The 20,819-nt window shown below is 70.3% G+C and carries 19 protein-coding genes; 11 read left to right on the top strand and 8 right to left on the bottom strand.

The features are described from left to right. Positions 1–26 precede the first annotated feature (26 nt). Positions 27–1,004 carry a metal ABC transporter substrate-binding protein gene (locus ACFYXH_RS07100; RefSeq protein WP_389561111.1) on the bottom strand — a complete coding sequence of 326 codons (978 nt, stop codon included), beginning with the start codon at positions 1,002–1,004 and terminating at the stop codon, positions 27–29. Between the two features lie 144 nt (positions 1,005–1,148). Between ACFYXH_RS07100 and ACFYXH_RS07095 the strand changes: the two genes are divergently transcribed. Then, positions 1,149–2,531, top strand: coding sequence for a glycine--tRNA ligase (locus tag ACFYXH_RS07095; RefSeq protein WP_327323502.1), 1,383 nt, complete (start codon positions 1,149–1,151; stop codon positions 2,529–2,531). On the opposite strand, the gene ACFYXH_RS07090 is transcribed toward ACFYXH_RS07095, so the two are convergent. Then, positions 2,501–2,968: a hypothetical protein gene (locus ACFYXH_RS07090; protein WP_389561110.1), complete on the bottom strand. Its 468-nt coding sequence runs from the start codon at positions 2,966–2,968 to the stop codon at positions 2,501–2,503. The two genes, ACFYXH_RS07095 and ACFYXH_RS07090, sit on opposite strands and share 31 nt — an antisense overlap. 177 nt (positions 2,969–3,145) lie before the next feature. Here ACFYXH_RS07090 and ACFYXH_RS07085 point away from each other — a divergent pair, with 177 nt between their 5' ends. From ACFYXH_RS07085 to ACFYXH_RS07070, 4 genes are all read left to right on the top strand, one after another. Then, entirely contained in the window at positions 3,146–4,357 is a 1,212-nt protein-coding gene (locus ACFYXH_RS07085) for a sensor histidine kinase (RefSeq protein ID WP_389561109.1), read from the top strand. Continuing rightward, on the top strand, positions 4,345–4,992 hold the full coding sequence (locus ACFYXH_RS07080) for a response regulator transcription factor (protein WP_327323499.1): 648 nt from the start codon (positions 4,345–4,347) through the stop codon (positions 4,990–4,992). The genes ACFYXH_RS07085 and ACFYXH_RS07080 overlap by 13 nt, the downstream gene beginning before the upstream one ends. Before the next feature lie 98 nt (positions 4,993–5,090). Then, positions 5,091–5,294, top strand: coding sequence for a hypothetical protein (locus tag ACFYXH_RS07075; protein ID WP_327323498.1), 204 nt, complete (start codon positions 5,091–5,093; stop codon positions 5,292–5,294). Between the two features lie 195 nt (positions 5,295–5,489). Then, entirely contained in the window at positions 5,490–5,690 is a 201-nt protein-coding gene (locus ACFYXH_RS07070; RefSeq protein ID WP_327323497.1) for a DUF6243 family protein, read from the top strand. Between the two features lie 86 nt (positions 5,691–5,776). On the opposite strand, the gene ACFYXH_RS07065 is transcribed toward ACFYXH_RS07070, so the two are convergent. After that, on the bottom strand, positions 5,777–7,213 hold the full coding sequence (locus ACFYXH_RS07065; protein WP_389561108.1) for an MFS transporter: 1,437 nt from the start codon (positions 7,211–7,213) through the stop codon (positions 5,777–5,779). Positions 7,214–7,314: 101 nt separating this feature from the next. Here ACFYXH_RS07065 and ACFYXH_RS07060 point away from each other — a divergent pair, with 101 nt between their 5' ends. Further along, entirely contained in the window at positions 7,315–8,169 is an 855-nt protein-coding gene (locus tag ACFYXH_RS07060) for a helix-turn-helix transcriptional regulator (RefSeq protein WP_389561107.1), read from the top strand. 63 nt (positions 8,170–8,232) lie between these two features. On the opposite strand, the gene ACFYXH_RS07055 is transcribed toward ACFYXH_RS07060, so the two are convergent. The 4 genes from ACFYXH_RS07055 to ACFYXH_RS07040 form a co-directional block, all read right to left on the bottom strand. Then, the gene (locus tag ACFYXH_RS07055; RefSeq protein ID WP_389561106.1) at positions 8,233–9,393 is read right to left on the bottom strand and encodes a hypothetical protein; all 1,161 of its coding nucleotides are present in this window, start codon (positions 9,391–9,393) and stop codon (positions 8,233–8,235) included. A 30-nt stretch (positions 9,394–9,423) separates the two neighbouring features. Continuing rightward, positions 9,424–10,056, bottom strand: coding sequence for a dioxygenase (locus ACFYXH_RS07050; RefSeq protein ID WP_389561105.1), 633 nt, complete (start codon positions 10,054–10,056; stop codon positions 9,424–9,426). 240 nt (positions 10,057–10,296) lie between these two features. Further along, positions 10,297–12,912: a LuxR C-terminal-related transcriptional regulator gene (locus ACFYXH_RS07045; RefSeq protein WP_389561104.1), complete on the bottom strand. Its 2,616-nt coding sequence runs from the start codon at positions 12,910–12,912 to the stop codon at positions 10,297–10,299. 95 nt (positions 12,913–13,007) lie between these two features. Next, entirely contained in the window at positions 13,008–14,465 is a 1,458-nt protein-coding gene (locus ACFYXH_RS07040; protein WP_389561103.1) for an MFS transporter, read from the bottom strand. Between the two features lie 52 nt (positions 14,466–14,517). On the opposite strand from ACFYXH_RS07040, the gene dusB reads away from it, so the two are divergent. After that, on the top strand, positions 14,518–15,690 hold the full coding sequence (gene dusB, locus ACFYXH_RS07035) for a tRNA dihydrouridine synthase DusB (protein ID WP_389561102.1): 1,173 nt from the start codon (positions 14,518–14,520) through the stop codon (positions 15,688–15,690). Between the two features lie 27 nt (positions 15,691–15,717). Here the strand turns inward: dusB and ACFYXH_RS07030 are convergent, their stop codons facing one another. Next, positions 15,718–16,482 carry a GntR family transcriptional regulator gene (locus tag ACFYXH_RS07030; protein ID WP_389561101.1) on the bottom strand — a complete coding sequence of 255 codons (765 nt, stop codon included), beginning with the start codon at positions 16,480–16,482 and terminating at the stop codon, positions 15,718–15,720. A gap of 273 nt (positions 16,483–16,755) precedes the next feature. Between ACFYXH_RS07030 and ACFYXH_RS07025 the strand changes: the two genes are divergently transcribed. From ACFYXH_RS07025 to ACFYXH_RS07010, 4 genes are read left to right on the top strand one after another with little or no spacing between them, the layout of a single operon-like run. Then, complete coding sequence (locus ACFYXH_RS07025) at positions 16,756–17,901, top strand: ABC transporter substrate-binding protein (protein ID WP_389561100.1); 1,146 nt, start codon at positions 16,756–16,758, stop codon at positions 17,899–17,901. After that, positions 17,901–18,797: an ABC transporter permease gene (locus ACFYXH_RS07020; RefSeq protein WP_389561099.1), complete on the top strand. Its 897-nt coding sequence runs from the start codon at positions 17,901–17,903 to the stop codon at positions 18,795–18,797. The genes ACFYXH_RS07025 and ACFYXH_RS07020 overlap by 1 nt, the downstream gene beginning before the upstream one ends. After that, a complete protein-coding gene (locus ACFYXH_RS07015; RefSeq protein ID WP_389561098.1) occupies positions 18,785–19,717 on the top strand; it encodes an ABC transporter permease in 933 nt (310 codons plus the stop codon). Before ACFYXH_RS07020 ends, ACFYXH_RS07015 begins: the two co-directional genes overlap by 13 nt. Before the next feature lie 3 nt (positions 19,718–19,720). Then, positions 19,721–20,815 carry an ABC transporter ATP-binding protein gene (locus ACFYXH_RS07010; RefSeq protein ID WP_389561097.1) on the top strand — a complete coding sequence of 365 codons (1,095 nt, stop codon included), beginning with the start codon at positions 19,721–19,723 and terminating at the stop codon, positions 20,813–20,815. Positions 20,816–20,819 lie beyond the last annotated feature (4 nt).

Here is a 20,819-nt window from a genome sequence, read left to right as displayed (position 1 = left end):
CTCCGGTGTGTGCGTACCGATCGATGTCACTTCGCGCCGAGAGCTTTCTGCAGCGCGGCGAGGTTGGACTGCATCACCTCGATGTAGTCGGCGCCCTTGGACTTGTCCGTGATTCCTTCGAGCGGGTCGAGGACGTCCGTCTTCAGTCCGGCGTCCTTGGCGAGAGTCTTGGCGGTCTTGTCGCTGGCGAGCGTCTCGAAGAAGACCGTGGTGACCTTGTCCTTCTTCGCGATGGCCTGGAGGTCCTTGATACGGGCCGGGCTGGGCTCGGACTCGGGGTCGATGCCCGCGATGCCCTCCTGGTCCAGGCCGTAGCGCTCGGCGAGGTAGCCGAAGGCGGAGTGGGTGGTGATGAAGGTCTTGGTGGCCGTGTTCTTCAGGCCCTGCTGGTATGTGCCGTTCAGCCCGTCGAGCTTCGTGACCAGCGCGTCGGTGTTCTTCCTGTAGTCCGCGGCGTGGTCCGGGTCGGCCTTCTCGAGGGACTTTCCGACGCCCTTGGCGACCTCGGCGTACTTCACCGGGTCGAGCCAGATGTGCGGGTCGGCGCCCGCCTCGCCCTCGCCCGTATGCCCGTGCTCGTCGTGGCCGGCCTCTTCGCCCTCGTGGCTGTGGCCGCCCTCGGTGCCGTGGTGCTCGAGCTTGGTGATACCGGCGGCGTCGACCTTGTTCTTCGCCTCGGACTGGGCGATGGCCTTGTCGACGGCGGGCTGGATGCCCTTGAGGTAGAGGATGTAGCCCGCCTCGTTCAGCTCGGCGGTCTGGCGGGGCTTGAGCTCCAGCTCATGCGGCTCGACGCCCGGCTTGGTGAGGGTCGAGACGGAGACATGGTCGCCGCCGATCTCCTCGGCGAGGTACTGCATCGGATAGAACGACGCCACCACCTTCAGCTTGCCGCCGCGGCTGCCGTCGGCGGCATTGGAGCTGGAGCAGCCGGAGACGGCCATGAGGCCGAGGGTGACGGCTCCGGCGGCGGCAGCGGTGGGTATGAGGCGGCGTACGTTCATGACAGTCATTTTCAACAAAACTGGAAACGATTGTCAACAAAGCTGCTGAGCCCCCCGTACCCGGAACCGATTTGATCCAGGGGGTGCGGCCGCCGGTAACCTGAAGCATTCGCCGTTCGTCGTCGTCGTAATGAAGAGAGCACCGTGGCCGCCGACAAGATCGACACCATCGTCAACCTGAGCAAGCGCCGTGGCTTCGTCTACCCGTGCAGCGAGATCTACGGTGGTCAGCGCGCCGCCTGGGACTACGGGCCGCTGGGTGTCGAGCTGAAGGAGAACATCAAGCGCCAGTGGTGGCGCTACATGGTCACCTCGCGCGAGGACGTCGTCGGTATCGACTCGTCGGTGATCCTGGCCAGCGAGGTCTGGGAGGCCTCCGGTCACGTCGCCACCTTCACCGACCCGCTCACCGAGTGCACCTCCTGTCACAAGCGCTTCCGCGCGGACCACCTGGAAGAGGCGTACGAGGAGAAGCACGGCAAGGCCCCCGAGCACGGCCTCGCCGACCTCAACTGCCCCAACTGCGGCAACAAGGGCACCTTCACCGAGCCCAAGAGCTTCTCCGGCCTGCTCTCCACGCACCTCGGCCCGACGCAGGACTCCGGCTCGGTCGCCTATCTGCGCCCCGAGACCGCGCAGGGCATCTTCACCAACTTCGGCCAGGTGCAGCAGACCTCGCGCAAGAAGCCGCCGTTCGGCATCGCGCAGATGGGCAAGTCCTTCCGGAACGAGATCACTCCCGGCAACTTCATCTTCCGCACCCGCGAGTTCGAGCAGATGGAGATGGAGTTCTTCGTCAAGCCCGGTGAGGACGAGCAGTGGCAGGAATACTGGATGGAGCAGCGCTGGAACTGGTACCGCGACCTTGGTCTCCGTGAGGAGAACATGCGCTGGTACGAGCACCCGGCCGAGAAGCTCTCCCACTACTCCAAGCGCACCGCGGACATCGAGTACCGCTTCAGCTTCGGCGGCAGCGAGTGGGGCGAGCTCGAGGGCGTCGCCAACCGCACCGACTACGACCTCTCCGCGCACTCCAAGGCCTCCGGCCACGACCTGTCGTACTTCGACCAGGAAGCCGGCGAGCGCTGGACCCCGTACGTCATCGAGCCCGCCGCCGGTGTCGGCCGCGCCATGCTCGCCTTCCTCCTCGACGCGTACAACGAGGACGAGGCGCCCAACGCCAAGGGCGTCATGGAGAAGCGCGCCGTGATGCGCCTCGACCCGCGCCTCGCGCCGGTCAAGGTGGCCGTGCTGCCGCTCTCCCGCAACCCGCAGCTGTCGCCGAAGGCCAAGGGCCTCGCCACCGACCTGCGCAAGAACTGGAACATCGAGTTCGACGACGCCGGCGCCATTGGCCGCCGCTACCGCCGCCAGGACGAGATCGGCACGCCGTACTGCGTCACCGTCGACTTCGACACCCTCGACGACAACGCGGTCACCGTGCGCGAGCGCGACACCATGAAGCAGGAGCGCGTCTCCCTGGACCAGATCCAGGGCTACCTCGGCAGCCGCCTGCTCGGCTGCTGACCGCTCGCTGACGTTCGAGGGCCGGCCGGGCCAGGAGCCCGGCCGGCCCTCGCATGTGTCCGTACGGCAAGGTCCATGCACAGGGCCGCCAGCGGCAGCTCCGCACACACCGCCATCGCCAGCGCCTGCGCCAGCTCGGCGCCCGGCGCCGACGTCAGCAGGTCCGCACAGGCATCGGCCACCAGCAGCAGCGCGGCACCGGCCGCCGCCGCCCGATGGCCGCCCCCACCCCGTACGAGCCGACTGCCCGCCGTCAGCAGACAGGCCGCCTCCAGAGCATCCAGCGTCACCCACGCCGCGGCTTCGCCCGGCGGAAGCGTCGCCGCCAGAAACCCCATCCAGGGCAGCAGGGCCAGTCCCGCGCCGGTCAGCAACCGGCCCTGCCACCTGGGCAACCGGGCAGTGTCGACAGGGGAGTTGAAGGCAATGAGAGCCATGGAGCGCGCCTCTTTCGGCAGTCACGAACCCGGCCTTCGGGCTCGTGATCAACACTCCTGTTCCGTGTCGTCACAGTCAGTAACACTGCTTGCCGACTTGGGGTGGCACCAGTTGCACCCCGGAACCGGCAACAGGCTTCATGGCGGCCGGACATGCCCACCCCATACGGTTTGATCATGACCATCCCGCCCCGGCTCCGCCGCTCCCTCACCCGGCTGCGGCGCGACATGTCCTTCATCGCCACCGGGATGCTCCTGCACCTCGTCACAGCACCGTTGTTCCTCTGGGCCGCGAGACTGGCCGTCGCAACCTTCAGCGGCACCTCCTCCGACGCCCCGGTGATCCTTCCCATCCCCGTTGCCCTGATCGCCATCGCCGGATTCGGCCTTACCGAAGCCCACCGATGGCGCTATCGCGAACTGTGCGGTGTGGACCTGCCCCGGCTCCGATTCGCCGTGGCGAGACGGCAGTTCGCGTACAACTGCCTCGCCGGGCCCTGCCTCGGGATACTCGAACTGCTCGTCGTCGCGCTCCTGGTGGCCGGCGCGGCCGCCACCACCATCTACGCCTGGATCATGCTGCTGCCGGCGGACTGGCGGACCGGCCACCCCAGCTACACCACCCAGGCCGCCTACGTCATGGCCGCCGGTACCGTCGCACTGGCCGCCGTGCCGAGCCTCGCCGGAGCCCTGGTACGGCTGGAGAACCGCATCGCCCCCACGCTCCTCAAGGACACCCGGGCCGAGGAACTCGAGCAGCGCGTCGAAGACCTCACCGAAAGCCGGGCCGGAGCCGTCGACGCCGCCGACGCCGAACGCCGCCGCATCGAACGCGATCTCCACGACGGCGCCCAGCAACGGCTCGTATCCCTGGCACTGAACCTCGGGATCGCCAAAGTGACACTCAAGGACCTGTCGCCCGAGGTGCGGCAAGTGATCGACGACGCCCATCGCGAAGCCAAGGAGTCGATCGAGGAACTCAGCCATCTCGTGCGCGGCCTCCACCCGTCCGTACTCGACGAACTCGGCCTCGACGCAGCCCTCTCCGGCCTGGCCGCCCGCGCGCCACTGCCCGTACGGCTACGGGTCGACCTGCCGCAGCGAGCCGCCCCCGCCGTCGAAGCAGTCGCCTACTTCGTGGTCTCCGAGGCCCTCACCAACATCGCCAAGCACGCGCACGCGACCCGTGCCGATGTGACCGTGTCCCGACTGGGCGAGATACTGCGGGTGGTCGTCGCCGACGACGGCGCGGGCGGCGCCGATCCGGCCGGCGGCACCGGTCTCAAAGGACTCGCCCAACGCGTGGGGTCCGTCGACGGGACCTTCCGCATGAGCAGCCCCACCGGGGGCCCGACCGTCATGACTGTGGAGCTGCCGTGCGCGCTGTGATCGCCGAGGATTCCGTCCTGCTCAGGGTCGGCGTGGTCAAGATCCTCGAGATGGCCGGATTCGAGGTCGTCGCGGAAACCGGCGACGCCGAAGGGCTGTTGGCCGCGGTCGGGGAACACCGACCCGACATAGCCGTCGTCGATGTCCGGATGCCGCCCGGCTTCACCGACGAAGGCGTACGGGCCGCACTCCGGCTCAGACAGCAGTGGCCGGACACCGCCGTCCTGATGCTGTCGCAGTACGTGGAGGAGCGGTACGCCGCCGAGCTCATCGCCGCCAACACCAGCGGCATCGGCTACCTGCTCAAACAACGCGTAGCGGACGTCGAGGAGTTCATCGAAGTGCTGCGACGGGTCGCCGAGGGCGGAACCGCCCTCGACCCGCAGGTCGTCGCACAGCTCCTGGTGCGGCGGCAGAGCGATCCGCTGGAGCGGCTGACCGAGCGCGAACGGGACGTGCTCGCGCTGATGGCGGAGGGCCGCTCCAACGCCGGAATCGCCGACCGGCTGGTGATCAGCGAAAGCGCCGTCGCGAAACACATCAACAGCATCCTCGCCAAGCTCGACCTGCCGCGCGTCGGCGCAGATCACCGCAGGGTGCTGGCGGTACTCCGCTTCCTGGAAGGTGGCGCCTGAGCACCCGGCGGGCGACGCCTGGAGCAACAGCTCGACAAGGTGGTGCCGTTGATGTTGAACGTGCTGCACACTGGGCGCACTCGTCACCAGGAGGAACGATGCCGTCATTGACCACAAGCAAGGTCAGCAGATGGGATCAGCACGGCCGTGAGCATGTCGTGCACGTACAGAAATCAGGCTTGCAGCGGACGCTGACCTGCGACACCTGTGGCTGGCGCAAGGGGGCGCAGTTTCTGCCCTGGCTCAAAGCCGAGGAACACCTCGTCGAGGCACACCAGGCGACGGTGGACCCCAGCGCCTGATGATCTTCCGCATCTGCTCGACCAGTTCGCCCGCGCGGCCCGCGCGAACAAACCAGGTGTCCCCACTGTCCCCGGCGGGGTACCGTGGCCCGCATGTATGCGTATCTCCCGATCTACGAGTGAGAGGGCGGCGGTCGACTCCCGCCCCCGTCTGACGATTCCCCAGTCACTTCTCACCACAAATGGGAGAACCCCATGGCCAAGAGCCGGAACAACCTCCTCGGCGTGGGCGGACAGCGCAAGAAGCTGTCGCGCGCCGACCAGCAGGGCAACGGTCCCGCGCGCAACGCCGATCGCAAGGCGGCCGCCGACCAGAAGCAGGAGCTGGTGCGCAAGATGCGCGAGCGTGCCGAGGGCGGCAGCACGCCCGAGGAGCCGCAGGAGAACCAGGCCTGATCACGACCGTGGGCCCGGACCGCGTGGCGCGGTCCGGGCCCACGGCCATGTCCGGGGCAGCCCGGTCACCGGGTCGGTTCACCGGGTCAGTTCACCGTGCGCGGCAGGCGCAGACTCAGCAGCGTCGTCAGCACGATCATCCCCAGTTGCACCAGCAGCGTGACCGTCAGCGCCTGACGCATCCCCGCAGACGTGACCAGCGAGAGGAAGAGCGAGCCCAGCGTGGCCACGCCCAGCGCCAGTGCGGACTGCTGGGTCGTCACCATCACACCGCTGCCCACCCCGGCCCGCTGCGGCGGTATCTCGGAGAGCACGATCCGGAAGATGACCGGCAGTTGGAGCCCCTGGCCGAAGCCGGCGAGCGCGACGCCCGGCATCAGTTCCACGAAGCCCAGATCCGGCCAGCCGCGCCAGACGGCCAGGGCCAGTACCGCGATGCCCACGGCCTGGAGCGCGCCGCCCGCCGGCACGATCCGGGTGCCGTACCGCACCACCAGCCGCGGTCCTGCCAGCGACGCCCCGAAGAAGGCCAGCGCCATCGGCACCAGCGCCATCCCGGAGGCCACCGCCCCCATCCCGAGGCCCTGCTGCAGCGCCACCGCGACCACGAACATGAAGCCGCCGAAGCCGATCGAGAACGGCAGTACCAGCGCAAGCCCGCGCCGCAGCGAGAGCAGCGCGAACAGGCTCGGCGGCACCAGCGGTGTACGCCCCTGCCGGTCCGCTCGCCGTTCCACCCGGTAGAAGGCCACCGCCGCGACCGGGAACACCGCCAGCGCGCCCCATGTCCACAGCGGCCAGCCCGCGGCCCGTCCCTCCGTCAGCGGTGCCAGCAGCGTCAGCAGGGCCACGGTCAGCAGCAGCGTGCCGGGTACGTCCACGGGCGCGGGGTTGGCGGAGCGTGTCTTCGGGACCGAGCGGGCCGCCAGTACCAGGCCGATCAGCGCCACCGGCACATTCACCAGGAAGATCGCCCGCCAGCCGGTGCCCGCAATGTCGGCCGAGACCAGGACGCCGCCCAGGATCTGCCCGGCGACCATCGAAAGTCCGGCCGTGGCCCCGTACAGGCTCATCGCCCTGGCCCTGCGCGGGCCGGCCGTCGCTGCCTGGATCGTGGCCAGTACCTGCGGCACCATCAGCGCGGCCGCGGCGCCCTGGGCGACCCGCGCCCCGACCAGCGTCCAGGCGTCCGGCGCGAGGCCGCACGCCAGGGAAGTCAGTCCGAAGGCGGCCATGCCGATCAGAAAGAGCCGGCGGCGGCCGTACATGTCCCCGAGCCGTCCGCCGAGGACGAGCAGTACGGCGTACGAGAGCGCGTACCCGGCGACCACCAGCTCCAGCAGCGCGGTGCCCGCGGCCAGGTCGTGTTCGATGGTCGGCAGGGCGACATTGACGATGAAGAAGTCGATCAGCGGAAGTGCCGCGCCGAGCAGCACGGTGAACAGCCCGAGCGGGCCGAGCTGTGGCCCGGCGGCTTCGGCGGCGCGGACGGGATTCGAGGAAAGGACACTGGTCTCACTCACGTCATCGACGATCGTGCTCCGTGGAGCCTGGTACCAGAGTGTCTTTATCCTGGTACAAGCACTACCTGGCAATGGTCTGAGCGTTTCGGCACCCTGGGAGCATGGCGACGATGGTGCAGGAGACCGACGTACGTAGGCATGAACTCGCGGGCTTTCTGCGCAGCCGTCGCGAGCGGATCACGCCCGAGCAGGTCGGGCTGCCGCGCGGCCGTCGCCGGCGGACTCCCGGTCTGCGCCGCGAGGAGGTCGCGCATCTCTCCGCCGTGGGTGTCACCTGGTACACCTGGCTGGAGCAGGCCAGGGACATCCAGGTCTCCCCGCAGGTCCTCGACGCGATCGCCCGCGCGCTGCTCCTCGACCAGAGCGAGCGCAGCCATCTCTTCGCCCTGGCCGGCGCCACCGATCCGGCGCCCGGCACGCCCTGCCCGACCGTCACGCCGGCGCTGCGGCAGCTGCTCGAGCAGCTCGAGCCGCTTCCCGCCTGCGTCATGAACAGCCGTTACGACATCCTTGCGTACAACCGCACCTACGGACGGCTGTTCTGCGACCTCGACTCCCTGCCCCGGGAGGACCGCAACTGCATGATCCTGGCCTTCACCAACGACGACTGGCGGGCGGCGGTCGCCGATCTCGCGGACGCCACCCGGGTGCTCGCCGCGAAGTTCCGGGCGTCGATGGCCGAGCATCTCGCCGAGCCCGCGTGGAAGGCGCTGCTGGGGCGTCTTGAGACGTCCTCGCCGGAGTTCCGTGCGGTGTGGGCGCGCCATGAGGTGGTCAGCCAGGGCGGCAGGACCAAGCTGATCCGCAACGCCCATGTGGGCCTGCTGCGCCTGGAGCACAACAATCTCTGGCTGGGCCCGACGGCCGGGCCCCGACTGGTCAGTTACACACCTCTCGACGACGAATCGCGCGAGCGCCTGGAGAAGCTCCAGGCGTTGGCGCTCGCCGCGGCCTGAGCATGGGGCATGGCCCGGGCCCGGACCGTGGTGCGTGGTCCGGGCCCGGGTTCGGTGTGCCGGTCAGCCCGTGAAGCGGGTCACCGCCGGAACCAGGTCGCCCTGTTTGGCGATGCCCACGGTCCACAGATCTGCGCTGCTCGGCACAGTGGTGAACCCTCGCACCACCACACCGGGGTCGGCTGCCTGCTCCCAACGGCGCTCCTGCGCGTCGAAGCGCAGGGCGACGGAGACAGCACCCTTGCCGCCGACCGCCCACAGCACGCCGTCCCCGGCCCGACCGACGGCCCGAAGCCGGCCGTCGGCGATCGCGGGTGTCTTGACGTCGGTCCACTTCTTGCCGTCCCAGTGCACCGCGTAGGGGAGGTCGCCTCCCTTGGACATCGAACCGCCCACCGCCCATATGTCGTCGGCATCCAGTGCGGTGATGCCGCTGAGCCAGCGGTGCTCGTCCTTGGCTCCCGCGGGCGCGGCGACCCGCGTCCAGGAGGTGCCGTTCCAGTGCAGCAGCAGGGCCGTCTCCGCGGTGCTGTCGGTGGCGAAGGACGTGCCCGCCGCCCAGATGTCGTCCGGTGCGACGGCGGTGAGGCTGGTCAGTTCGCCCTTGCCGACGTCGGGCAGGGTCTGCCGGCGCCAGGCAGTGCCGTCCCATGCCTGGATGGCGGGCGACCCGTTCTTGATGCCCTGCGGCACCGCGCGGCCGGCCGTCCACGCCCTCCCGTCGGACGTCGTCACCACCGCGTCGGGTGTCAACCGGCCCGCGGGGTCGCGGTCGAGGTTGCGCGTGGTCCAGGAGGTGCCGTCCCAGTGGGCCGCCGTCGCGCCGACCGCCCAGATGTCACTGGCCGACCGTACGGCGAGCGCCTGCGGAAAGGTGTCCTTCGGCAGCGTCGACTGCTGCGTCCAGGATGTGCCGTCCCAGTGCAGGGCCAGGGCCTCCAGCTCGGTGGCGCTCTTCAGCCGGTAGCCGACGGACCAGGCCTGCTTGTCGCTGAGCGCGGCCACGGCGGTGAGGTCGCCCTTGGCCACCGGGACCGCGGTCGACTGCCACTGTCCGGCGACGCGCGCCGGTGCGGCCGCCACGTCCTTGGCGGCGGGGGCGGGTCCGGCCCAGACGGTGCCGGCGGCGATCAGGCCCCCGACCGCGACGGCGCCTGCGGCCAGCGCAGCCACCATGGGCGACCGACTGACTTTCCGGTGCCGGGACGACTTGCTCGTATGCATCACGGAAATCCTTGAGTGATCGGCGGTCGGCTACTTGGCCGTGGTCTGGATGACGAAGTCGAAGGAGCCGGTGTAGCGGCCGTCCTTCGGGCCCGCGAGCGTGATCGTGCAGGCCCGGTTGAGGAGCCGGTCCGCGGCGTTGAGCGCGGCGAAGTCCCGGCCGTACGCCTGTGTGTCGTCGGGGAAGTACAGCTGCGTGACGAGTACGGGTCCGCCGGGCGCCTGGACCTGAGTGTGGATATGCGGCGCCCGCTGGCCCCATCGGCCCCAGTAGTCGCGGGGGATGATCGTGCGCAGCCGGAACGCGCCCCTGCTGTCGGTGTACTGGTGTCCGCGCAGCGAGAAGCCCGCGGTGTCGTAGTCGCCGTTCTGGTCGCACTGCCAGAACTCGATGAGCGACCCGGGCAGGGGCTTGCAGGCGGTGTCGTAGACGATGCCGCTCAGATCGAGCCACACTCCGCGGATCGCGGGGGTGATGAAGTCCGTCCGCTCGGGGGACTGCGGCTTGAAGAGCGGGCCCTCCGTCGCTGCCGGGGTTTCGTGACCGTCGCAGGCAGGCGTGACGGCCAACGGGCGTCCCGCCGCGCGCGCCTTCTGCACCGTGCTCGCCGGTGCCGCCAGGGCGGCGCCGGCCCCGCTCGTCGCCACGAGGGCTGCGGTCATTCCCACCGAACTCGTTTTGATGAACGCCCTCCTCGAGCTCGTGTGTTCGCCGTCCGGATCGTGGTCGTGCCGCATCGCGTCTCCTTGCCGGATTTACTCGTCAGGCAGGGCATTCCGTGGGGGGGAAGGCCGTCGGGTAGCAGCTCCACGCCGTCGGGTCCTTGGAATGCCCTGTTCCGCGTCAGCTTGGTCGCTGCGGCGGCCGCGCGGATCGATCGGATGACCGACGGCTCGGCGGCGTTACGAAACCTCGCCGCGGCGCGGATCGCGCTCGGGAACAGCGCCGGGGCGCTGTTCCTTTCCGGCCACCCACAGCGCGATCTGCGTACGGGAGCGCATGCCCAGCTTGTCCCGCACGTTGTCGAGGTGGGTCGAGACGGTGCTCGCCGACAGAGCCAGACGGGCGGCGACCTCGCGGTTGGTCAGCCCTTCGGCGACCAGCGCGGCCACCGTCATCTCCCGCCCCGTGAGCGGGGATTGCCCGTCTTCCCTGCGGACGGCCGGCATCGGTCCTTCGTCGGTCCCGTGCAGGGCGTACGCGATCAGCCGCTCCCAGCCCATCCCGCGTCCCTGGGCCACCGCAGCGTCCCGTCCCGCAGGGGGCAGCGCCGCCGCCGCGCGGGCCGTCGCCGACTCGACCTGCCGTCGCCACTCGGCCTCCGGCTCGGTGTCCAGCCGCCTGCGTGCCTGTGCAGCGGCCGCGAACAGCCGCAGCGACCGCTTCATCCGGCCCCGCTCGGCCGCCACGACGGCAAGCCCCTCCAGTGGATACAGCGCGTGGAAGCTCTCGCCGGGCACCGTGCGCAGGCTCTCGGCGAACAGTTCCTGGGCCGCGGCGACATCGCCCAGGGCGAGCCGGATCGCGCCGGCGGTGTGCAGGGCGGCCGCCGACTGGCTCCAGGGGGACTGTCCGCGCAGCTGCGGCAGGCAGGACGCCATCAGCTCGTCGCCCTCGGCCGCCTTGCCGATGTGCAGCAGCGCCCAGGCCAGATGGTGGCGGCACCATGCCGTGTCGCGGGGGTGGCCGAGTATGGCGACGATGGCCAGACACTCCGCGAAGTCGTCGACGGCCTGCGTGAACTCGCCGCGGCACAGCAGGGCGGCAGCGCGTGCGTCCAGGGCGTTGGCGAGTCCGGCGGGGTCGTCTCTGCGCCGCTCGACGGCGACCGCCTGCTCGGCGAAGCGCAGTGCGGCCGCCTCGTCCACCTGCTGGCAGGCCGCGCGTGCGGCGAGCGCCAGGGCCGCACCGACGTGCCGGGAGTCCTGCGAGCCCCGTGACTCCCGTGACTCCCGTGACTCCCGTGACTCCCGTGAGTCCCGCGAGCCCTGCGGGGCGCTGTCGTGCTCCAGTACGTCCGCCAGCAGCGCGCGGGCGGCTGTCAACTGCTCCTGTTGGTAGCGCACCCGCGCCAGTGCCAGCGTCAGCGGTGCATGAGGTGCGCCGCCGAGGCCGTTGGTGTGGGCGACAGCCGCCGCGAGGTTCTCCCGCTCCTCGGTCAGGGGGCCGCCCGCCTGGTCGACGAAGACCTGATCCGCGGCCGGCTCCATCAGCCCGGTCAGCCAGTCGACGGCCCGTTGCCAGGTGTCGGGCAGCTCACCGGATTCGGCGAGGCGGTCCAGGGCGTAGGCGCGGATGGCGCTCAACTGCCGGAACCGCGCGGTGACTTCGGCCTCCGGGCCCGGCAGCCGTACGATCAAGGACTTGGCCTCCAGCGCGCACAGCATCCGCAGGACATGCCGCGGCTGCATCTCGCCGTCGGCGCAGACCGCTGCCGCACCCACGGCGTCGAATCCGCCGACGAGGACGGAGAGACGGCGAAAGAGGGTCTGTTCCGCCGGATCCAGTAATCGATGGCTCCAGTCGATCGCGGCCGCCAGCTCGCGGTGGCGTCCGGGCCCGGTCCTGCTGCCGTCCGTGAGGAGGGTGAGCTGGTCGTCGAGGCCGGCCAGGATGTCGCTCAGCGGGAGGACTCCCGTACGGCGTGCCGCCAGCTCGATCGCCAGCGGCATTCCGTCAAGGCGTCGGCAGATCTCGGCCACGGTACGGGCGTTGCCGGTGTGCAGCTCGAATCCGGGTGTGCAGCTGCCGGCGCGCTCCACGAAGAGCCGGACGGCATCCGCCTGCAGTACGGCTGCCGGGTCGTCGTCCTCGCCGGCCGGCGACAGGGACAGTTCACCGACCCGGAACACGACTTCGCCGGGCACTCGCAGCACTTCCCGGCTGGTGGCGAGGATCCGCAGCCGTGGGCACCGGCCGAGCAGGGCCGCGGCCAGCTGTGCGCACGGCTCGACGAGGTGCTCGCAGTTGTCCAGGATGAGCAGCGTCGGCCGGTCGCCGAGCTCATGGGCGAGCAGCGCGACACCTGTCCGGCCGCCGCGCTCGCCCACGCCCAGCGCGGCGGCCACGGCCTGCGGCAGCCGGTCGCCGTCGTGGAGCGAGTCCAGTTCGACCAGCAGGGCCTTGCTGTCGGCGCCGCCGCGCGGACCGGTGGCGAACTCCATCGCGAGACGGGTCTTGCCGACTCCGCCCGGGCCGGTGAGGGTCAGCAGCCGCGAGGACTTCAACAGGGTGCGCAGCCGTGACAGTTCGCGCCTTCGGCCGATGAAGGAGTCCAGTGCCCGTGGCAGCTCGCGGCCCTCCGGCTGCGTGCGGTCCTGGTTCTGGTCCCGGCCCGCGCTCCGGCCGTGCTCCTGGTCCTGAGCGTCCCGTGCCGAGCGCCGGCGGAAGGCGCGCTGTCTGCATGCGTCGGAGCAGTAACGGGCGGGCCGGCCGCCCGGTGCCGGCCCGCTCCCCAGTCGTCGGCCGCGGTCGGGCAGCTCGGTCCCGCACACCTCGCACGTTCGACTCGGGCTCATCCGTCGAATCCTTGCGGAACGAACGCCGTCGTACCACCGAGTCCGGCGAAGGGTGAGCCACGCCCCATGACGCCTGTGACCAGGCTCGGAGAGAGCTATGCGTTCGCTGTGGACAGCACCTGGCCTTCGTCCGGAGCCTCCAGCCGCTCGGCCGTGCGCCGCGCCGTCTCCTGCGCCCAGCCGCCGCTGGTCAGCGCCCCCACCACGAGGATGCACAGCCCGCAGCCGGTGATGATCCACCAGGCGGGCCGGCTCGCGGCGACGAAGCCGTCCGCGTACGAGGTGGAGGAGGCGACCCCGGCCGCCAGTACGGCTCCGATGACGGCGACGCCGAGCGTCTGCCCGATCTGCCGGCTGGTGGAAGCGACGGCGGCGGCGACACCGGCCTGTGAGCGGGGCATTCCGGAGACGGCGGTGTTGGTGATCGGCGCGTTCACCATCCCGAAGCCGAGGCCGAAGAGGAAATAGCCGAAGAAGAGCAGCGCATCGGAGGTCTCGGCCTCGAAGGCGGCGAACAGCACTCCGCTCGCGGCCATCGTGGGGCCCGCGATCAGCAGCGAGAGGCGCGGGCCGCGGCTGCCGACCAGCCGTCCGGACAGCGGTGCGCAGATGAAGGTCATGGCGGCCATCGGCAGCATGTAGAGACCGGCGTCCATGGCGGACAGGCCGCGGACGTCCTGCAGATACAGCGTGTTGACGAAGAGGAAGCCGCCGAGCGAGGCGAAGGCGCACACGGCGATGACCGTGGCCCCGCTGAACGGGGCGCTGCGGAAGAAACGCAGATCGATCAGGGGCTCGGTGCGCCTCGGTTCGTACAGCAGCAGTCCGGTCAGCGCGAGGGCCGCGACCGTGCTGAGGGCAATGATCACCGGCGAGTGCCGGCCGGCCGACGGCGCCTCGATGATCGCGTACGTCACTGAGCCGAGGAGTGCGATGACCAGGAGCTGCCCGACGGGGTCGGGGCGGCGTGGTTTCGGGGCGCGGGACTCCGGTACGTAGCGCCAGGTCAGCAGGATGGCGGCGAGACCGACCGGCAGATTGACCCAGAAGATCGAGCGCCAGCCGACCGAGTCCACCAGGATTCCGCCGACGAGGGGCCCCGCGGCCATGGAGATGCCGACGACGCCGCCCCAGACGCCGATGGCGCGGGCACGTTCGCGCGGGTCGGTGAAGGTGTTGGTGATGATCGACATCGCGACCGGGTTGAGCATCGAGCCGCCGACGGCCTGCACCATGCGGAACGCGATGAGCGACTCGAGGTTGGGTGCGAGCGAGCACAGCAGCGAGCCGACGGTGAAAAGGACAAGACCGGTCTGGAAGACCTTGCGCCGGCCGATCCGGTCGGCGGTGGAGCCGGAGAGCATCAGCAGGGAGGCGAGGACGAGGGTGTAGGCGTCGATCGTCCACTGCATCCCGGCGACGGAGGCGTGGAACTCCTTCTGAATCGAGGGCAGCGCGACATTGAGGATCGTGTTGTCGAGGCTGACGATCAGCAGGCTCATAGCGCAGATCGCCAGCACGAGCAGCCGCCGTCGGTGTGTGAGCTCGGGCATAAGCGGATAGTACGGCTGACTAAGGACTCCCGTCGTGAGCGACAATGGGCGAATGACCACGCTCGCCCCGTCCTCGTCGATGCTCAAGATAGGCCCGCACGCCGTACAGCCCCCGGTGGTGCTCGCGCCGATGGCCGGCATCACCAATGCGCCGTTCCGCACGCTGTGCCGCGAGTTCTCCGGCGGCAAGGGGCTTTTCGTCAGCGAGATGATCACGACGCGGGCGCTGGTCGAGCGCAATGAGAAGACCATGCACCTCATCCACTTCGACGCGAATGAGACGCCGCGGTCCATTCAGCTGTACGGGGTGGATCCGGTGACCGTCGGCAAGGCGGTCCGCATGATCGCCGACGAGAACCTGGCCGACCACATCGACCTGAACTTCGGCTGCCCGGTCCCGAAGGTGACACGCAAGGGCGGCGGCTCCGCTCTTCCGTACAAGCGGCCGCTGCTGCGCGCGATCCTCAACGAGGCCGTGTCGAACGCGGGCGACCTGCCGGTCACGATGAAGATGCGCAAGGGCATCGACGACGACCACATCACCTATCTCGACGCGGGCCGGATCGCGGTCGAGGAGGGCGTGACGGCGATCGCGCTGCACGGGCGTACGGCGGCGCAGCACTACGGCGGTACGGCGGACTGGGACGCGATCGCCCGGCTGAAGGAGCATGTCCCGGAGATCCCGGTGCTCGGCAACGGCGACATCTGGTCGGCGGACGACGCGCTGCGGATGGTGCGGGAGACGGGCTGCGACGGGGTGGTCGTGGGCCGCGGGTGCCTGGGGCGGCCGTGGCTGTTCAGCGATCTGGTGGCGGCCTTCGAGGGTACGGGCACCCCGGGCGGAGCCCTTGATGCAGGCAGCGCGGCGCCGACGCTCAAGGAGGTCACGGTCGTCATGCGGCGGCACGCCGAGCTGCTGGGGGAGTGGATCGGCGACGAGGCGCGTGGCGTGATCGACTTCCGTAAGCATGTGGCGTGGTACCTCAAGGGCTTCTCGGTCGGCTCGGAGCTGCGGAAGAAGCTGGCGATCACGTCGTCGCTGGCGGAGATGGACGCGCAGCTGGCGGAGCTGGACCTGGACCAGCCGTGGCCGGTCGGTGCGGACGGGCCGCGGGGGCGCACGTCGGGGAACAACCGGGTGGTTCTGCCGGACGGCTGGCTGAAGGATCCGTACGACTGCGCGGGCGTCAGCGCGGATGCGGAACTGGACACGTCGGGCGGCTGACCGTGGCTCCGCCCCGGACCCCGGTCCTCAATCGCCGGACGGGCTGGAAAGGTCGCCCGCATGCCGCGACAGCGGGGCCGTGTCCGCCGAGTTGCTCACGCTGAACGTCACACTCCCCGCCACATACCGGTCGTCCGTCCACTCGATGGGCCGGCCCGTCGCCGTGCATGTCAGATGGCGCTGCCGCAGCAGCGGGCTGCCCCGGCGGACCCGTAGCAACCGCGCGTCCACGCTCCCCGCCGCGACTGCGTCGATGAGGTGCTCGCCGTAGTGGGCCAGGATGCCGTGCTGTCCGGCGATGCTGTTCATGATGGACACACAGTCCTCGGGCAGCTCCTCCACCGCGGGCGCCACCCACTCCGCGTAGGCGGTGCGCTCCAGCATGGCCGGTTCGCCGTCGAGCAGCCGCAGCCGCAGGACGTACAGGACCGCCGAACCGGCGGGGACGGAGAGCCGGGAGGCCTCGGCGGGGGTCGCGGGGCGGCGGGTGCGGGTCAGGATGCGGCTGGAGATCTCGTAGCCCATGCCCTCGGCCCACTGCGCGAAGCTGTTCAACTCCGCGAAGCTGTGCCGGCGTTCGTGGCGCAGCACGATTCTGCGCGCACCCTGCCGGGAGCCGATCAGGCCCTCTGAGGCCAGTACGGCGACGGCCTGCCGGACCGTCCCTCGTGACGCGGACCAGCGGGCCGCGAGGTCGCTCTCCGAGGGGATTTGCGCCCCGACCGGGTACTCGCCGCCGAGGATCGACCGCCGTACCGCCTCCGCGATCTCCAGATAACGCGCCGTACCCACGCCAACGCCCTCCGTGCCTCGAACTGTGCGCAGTCGGTTGCGCTGTGTTCCGATACCCGGCCCACCCTAACCGCGCCGGAGTGCCACTGTCCTCCGTCCGCAGGACCCGGTCCCACCGGCAAAAAACGGTGTCGGCTCTTCCGGTGGACGATCCGCCACGGCCATGTGCCGTTCATGATCCGGACAGCTCCTCCGGGCGAACTGAACCCAGCTTGTTCAGACAAGTGCTTGCAGTGTCCATCAGTGTCCTTCACTTCGTCTCTGGGAGAGACCGTGTTCAGACCTTCCCGTCTCGGCGCTACCGCCCTGCTCGGCGCTGCCGCGCTCACCACCCTCACCGCCTGCGGTGCCGCGCCCGACGGCGCTGCCGCCGGTGCCGCGGTGAAGGCGAACGCCAGTACCTCGGCCGCCGAGATCGGCGGAATGAAGGCGCTCGTCGCAGCCGCCGAGAAGGAGGGCAAGCTGAATGTCATCGCCCTCCCGGCGGACTGGGCGAACTACGGCGAGCTGATCAAGGCCTACGAGGCCAAGTACAAGATCAAGGTCAACAGCGAGAACCCGGATGCCGCCAGCGCCGACGAGATCGCCGCCGTCAAGGCCCGCAAGGGCCAGAAGCGCGCCCCCGACGTCCTCGACCTGGGCATCGCCTTCGCCCGCAGCGGCGCCGCCGAGGGCCTGTTCGCCCCGTACAAGGTCGAGGCCTTCGACAAGATCCCCGCAGGCCAGAAGGACACCGAAGCCCGCTGGTACAACGACTACGGCGGCTATGTCTCCATCGGCTGCGACGCCAAGCGGATCAAGACCTGCCCGCAGACCTTCGCGGACCTGCTCAAGCCCGAGTACAAGGGCAAGGTCGCGCTGAACGGCAACCCGACCAAGTCCGGCTCCGCCTTCGGCGGCGTCTACGCGGCAGCCCTCGCCAACAAGGGCTCCTTCGCGGACATCCAGCCGGGCATCGACTACTTCGCCAAGCTGAAGAAGAGCGGCAACTTCATCCCCGTCGAGTCCACCCCGGCCACGGTCGAGAAGGGCGAGACGCCCATCAGCATCGACTGGGACTACCTCAACGCCGGTTACGCCGACCAGTTCCGCGGCAAGGGCGTCGACTGGAAGGTCTCCGTACCGAGCGACGGCGTCTACGCCCAGTTCTACTCGCAGGCGATCAACAAGCAGGCTCCCAACCCGGCGGCCGCCCGCCTGTGGATGGAGTTCCTCTACAGCGCCGAGGGCCAGAACCTCTGGCTGAAGGGGTACGCCCGGCCGGTACTGCTGCCGGCCATGACCGCGGACGGCAGCGCCGACAAGGGCTCCGTCGCCAAGCTCCCCAAGGTCCAGGGCACCCCGTCCTTCCCGTCCTCCGCGGAGCTCGACAAGGCCAAGGCCGCCCTCGCCGAGAACTGGGACAAGGCCCTCTCCTGATGCCCGTACCCTCCCCGTCCCGCACCGGGCCCGCCGGCGGAACCCGCCGCCGGCGGCGCGGCCCCCGCACCTGGCTCGCCACACTTCCGCTGCTCGTCTTCACCGGCCTGTGCTTCGGTCTCCCGGTCGCCGCGCTGCTGTACGGAGCGGTCACGGGCACCGACCCGGCGACCGGCGCCACCCGGATGACCGGTGAGCATCTGCAGCGCTCGCTGCAGGGGCCCTACCTCGGCTCCCTCGTCGGCAGCGTCCAGCTCTCCGCGCTCACCGCGGTGATCGGGTCGGTCGCCGGGTTGCTGATCGCGCAGGCCGTCGTGATCTCCCGGCGCACCTGGCTGCGCAGCGCTGCCCTCACGGCCTCCGGCGTCCTCGCCAACTTCGGCGGTGTGCCGCTCGCCTTCGCGTTCATCGCGACCGCAGGCATCTCCGGCGTGGTCACCCGGCTCGCGGACCTCGAGAGTCTCGGCTGGAACCTCTACTCCTTCACAGGGCTCGCTGTCGTCTATCTCTACTTTCTGACGCCGCTCATGGTGCTCGTGATCATCCCGGCGCTGGACGGACTGCGTCCCCAGTGGCGGGAGGCCGCGCAGAACACCGGGGCGACCGGATGGCAGTTCTGGCGGCTGGTCGGGCTGCCGGTCCTCGCGCCGTCCCTGCTGGGCGGCTTCGTCCTGCTCTTCGGCAGCGCGTTCGCCGCGCATGCCACCGCCGCGGCTCTGGTCGGCGGCTCCGTACCGCTGGTCACCTTGAAGATCGCGGACGCGCTGTCCGGCAATGTGCTGGTCGGCCAGGAGAATGTGGCGCTCGCTCTGAGCCTCGACATGATCGTGATCGCCGGCCTGGTCATGGCGGTCTATCTGCCCCTCCAGCGACGGAGTGCCCGATGGCTGCGCTGACACCCACCGCCCAGGCCGCACCGGCCGAGACCCGTCCCGCACCCGAGAAGGCCGGGGTCCGCAGGCACCGCCGCCGGCCGCGCGTCTGGCGCGGGCTCGTCCTGGGCCTGGCCGGGCTCTATTTCCTCCTTCCGCTCCTCGCGTCGGTCGTCTTCACGGTGCACACTCCGGGCCGGGGCGTCTCCTTCGAGGCGTACACCGGGATTCTCGGCGCGGAGGGATTCACCGACAGCCTGCTGCTCTCGCTCGGCCTCGCCGCCGCGACCATCGCGCTCGTTCTGCTGCTGGCCGTGCCCGCGCTGGTCGCCGTGCGGCTGGGGGCGCCACGGCTGCGGCCGGTCGTCGAAGTCGTGTGCATGCTGCCGCTGGTGGTGCCGCCGATCGCGCTGGTCACCGGGATCACCACGGTGTTGCGCTGGGGACCGGATCATCTGTCCCGTACACCGCTCTACCAGACCTTCATGGCGGTCCAGGACGAGAACTTCCCGCTCGTGCTTGTCCTCGCGTACACGGTGCTGGCGTTGCCGTTCGTGTACCGCTCCCTCGACGCGGGACTGCGCGCCATCGACGTACCGACGCTCGTGGAGGCCGCCCGCAACTGCGGTGCGAGCTGGGCGTACGTCATCCTCCGGGTCATCCTGCCCAATCTGCGCACCGCGCTCGCCGGGGCCGCCTTCCTCACCTTGGCGCTGGTGCTCGGCGAGTTCACCATCGCCGCGCTGCTCGGCTACCAGCCCTTCGCGGTGTGGATCGTCACGGTCTCCGGAGCGCAGGCACGGATGTCGGTGGCCGTGTCCGTCCTCAGTCTTCTGATCACCTGGGCGCTGCTGCTGCTCCTCTCCCGCGCGGGGAACGGCACCCGGCCCGCGAAGAGCGCCGCCACCGTGGCCGCCGCGCCCTCCTCCAACAAGGACCACTAACCCATGTCTGCAAGCACAGCAACTGCCGTCGCGCAGCGGACCGAGGCGTCCGCCGCGACCGGCGCCCGGGTCGAATTCCGCGGTCTGCGCCGGGCCTTCGGCTCCACCGTCGCCCTCGACGGGCTCGACCTGACCGTCGAGCCGGGTGAGCTGATCGCCCTGCTCGGACCCTCGGGCTGCGGCAAGACCACCGCCCTGCGCGTCGTCGCGGGCTTCGAAGAGCCGGACGCGGGCGAGGTGCTGGTCGACGGCGAGGACATCACCCGGGTGCCGGCCAACCGCCGGGACGCGGGCATGGTCTTCCAGTCGTACAGCCTCTTCCCCAACCTCAGCGCCCGCGACAACGTCGCCTTCGGGCTGCGGGTCCGCAAGATGCCGGCCGCCAAGCGCAACGCCCGCGCGGCCGAACTCCTGGCCCTGGTCGGCCTGCCCGAACACGGCGACCGCTACCCCCACCAGATGTCCGGTGGCCAGCAGCAGCGCGTCGCCCTGGCCAGGGCGCTGGCCCTGGAGCCGCGCGTACTGCTGCTGGACGAGCCGCTGTCCGCGCTCGACGCCAAGGTGCGGCTCAGCCTGCGCGAGGAGATCCGACGGCTGCAACTCTCCCTCGGGATCACCACGATCTTCGTCACGCACGACCAGGAGGAGGCCCTGTCCTTGGCGGACCGGGTCGCCGTCCTCAACGCCGGGAAGCTGGAGCAGTGCGCGCCGCCCGCGGAGCTGTACGAGCGGCCCGCGACGCCGTTCGTCGCCGAGTTCGTCGGGACCATGAACCGGCTGCCGGGCCGGATGGCGGACGACGGCCTGGTCGAAGTGGTGGGCAGCAGGCTGCCCGTGGACGGCGACGCTCCGGAGACCTCCGAGGTCGAGGTGCTCGTACGCCCGGAGAACGTCACCGTCACCGCCGACCCGGACGGCGAGGCCACGGTCGTCTCCGCGTCCTTCCTCGGCTCGGTCACTCGCGTACTGCTGGACCTGCCGGACGGCAGCTCGGTCAAGGCCGATCTGGCATCGCGGGACGCGGGCGCGCTGGTGCCCGGCGGGCGGGCGGCGGTCGGACTGGCGCAGCGGCCCGTCCTCGTCGTACCGGCGCGGTGAGCGT

The organism is Streptomyces sp. NPDC002730 (genome assembly GCF_042888805.1).
GTDB lineage: Bacteria > Actinomycetota > Actinomycetes > Streptomycetales > Streptomycetaceae > Streptomyces.
Note: the sequence above shows the minus strand (reverse complement) of the source record. Positions and strands in the feature narration are given on the sequence as shown.

Bases quoted from the DNA above. Each gene is read 5' to 3' on its own strand.
- ACFYXH_RS07055 (WP_389561106.1), bottom strand. From the start codon at position 9,393: ATGCATACGAGCAAGTCGTCCCGGCACCGGAAAGTCAGTCGGTCGCCC.
- ACFYXH_RS07020 (WP_389561099.1), top strand. From the start codon at position 17,901: ATGCCCGTACCCTCCCCGTCCCGCACCGGGCCCGCCGGCGGAACCCGC.
- ACFYXH_RS07070 (WP_327323497.1), top strand. From the start codon at position 5,490: ATGGCCAAGAGCCGGAACAACCTCCTCGGCGTGGGCGGACAGCGCAAG.
- ACFYXH_RS07085 (WP_389561109.1), top strand. From the start codon at position 3,146: ATGACCATCCCGCCCCGGCTCCGCCGCTCCCTCACCCGGCTGCGGCGC.
- ACFYXH_RS07040 (WP_389561103.1), bottom strand. From the start codon at position 14,465: ATGCCCGAGCTCACACACCGACGGCGGCTGCTCGTGCTGGCGATCTGC.
- ACFYXH_RS07045 (WP_389561104.1), bottom strand. From the start codon at position 12,912: ATGAGCCCGAGTCGAACGTGCGAGGTGTGCGGGACCGAGCTGCCCGAC.
- ACFYXH_RS07015 (WP_389561098.1), top strand. From the start codon at position 18,785: ATGGCTGCGCTGACACCCACCGCCCAGGCCGCACCGGCCGAGACCCGT.
- ACFYXH_RS07060 (WP_389561107.1), top strand. From the start codon at position 7,315: ATGGCGACGATGGTGCAGGAGACCGACGTACGTAGGCATGAACTCGCG.
- ACFYXH_RS07010 (WP_389561097.1), top strand. From the start codon at position 19,721: ATGTCTGCAAGCACAGCAACTGCCGTCGCGCAGCGGACCGAGGCGTCC.
- ACFYXH_RS07100 (WP_389561111.1), bottom strand. From the start codon at position 1,004: ATGAACGTACGCCGCCTCATACCCACCGCTGCCGCCGCCGGAGCCGTC.
- ACFYXH_RS07050 (WP_389561105.1), bottom strand. From the start codon at position 10,056: ATGACCGCAGCCCTCGTGGCGACGAGCGGGGCCGGCGCCGCCCTGGCG.
- ACFYXH_RS07075 (WP_327323498.1), top strand. From the start codon at position 5,091: ATGCCGTCATTGACCACAAGCAAGGTCAGCAGATGGGATCAGCACGGC.
- dusB (WP_389561102.1), top strand. From the start codon at position 14,518: ATGACCACGCTCGCCCCGTCCTCGTCGATGCTCAAGATAGGCCCGCAC.
- ACFYXH_RS07090 (WP_389561110.1), bottom strand. From the start codon at position 2,968: ATGGCTCTCATTGCCTTCAACTCCCCTGTCGACACTGCCCGGTTGCCC.